We start from the raw sequence: 372 nt of genomic DNA, 5'->3' as shown, positions 1-372 counted from the left end.
TGATTATGCGGCGGATTTGCGGTGAAGCAAGCGCCGGGTTTCGATGGTCTTTCGTTTGATCCTCTCTCGTTGTTTTAGAATGGTCTGTCCGCGCCCGAAGTAGACATCAGCGGGCGTGAGGTTTTGTAAGCTTTCGTGGTAGCGCCGGTGATTGTAGTGATCGACGAAAGCATCGATCTGCTGCTGAAGGTCACCGGGCAGATAGTAGTTTTCCAATAAGATGCGGTTCTTGAGAGTCTGGTGCCAACGCTCGATCTTTCCCTGAGTTTGCGGATGGTATGGCGCCCCTCGAACATGATCCATTTTCTGATCTTCCAGCCATTCGGCAAGCTCACCAGAGATGTAGCTGGACCCGTTGTCGCTGAGCAGACG

The 372-nt window shown here is 52.7% G+C and carries 1 protein-coding gene; it reads right to left on the bottom strand.

Annotated elements, in window-relative coordinates; all coding sequences use genetic code 11:
- Window positions 1–3 precede the first annotated feature (3 nt).
- The coding region (locus tag ABLN87_RS22380) for an integrase core domain-containing protein (RefSeq protein WP_353014321.1) at window positions 4–372 on the bottom strand (369 nt) is incomplete at its 5' end.

This window comes from Ruegeria sp. SCP10, assembly GCF_040329495.1.
Taxonomy (GTDB): Bacteria; Pseudomonadota; Alphaproteobacteria; order Rhodobacterales; family Rhodobacteraceae; genus Ruegeria.
This window is presented reverse-complemented; position numbering and strand designations above follow the sequence as displayed.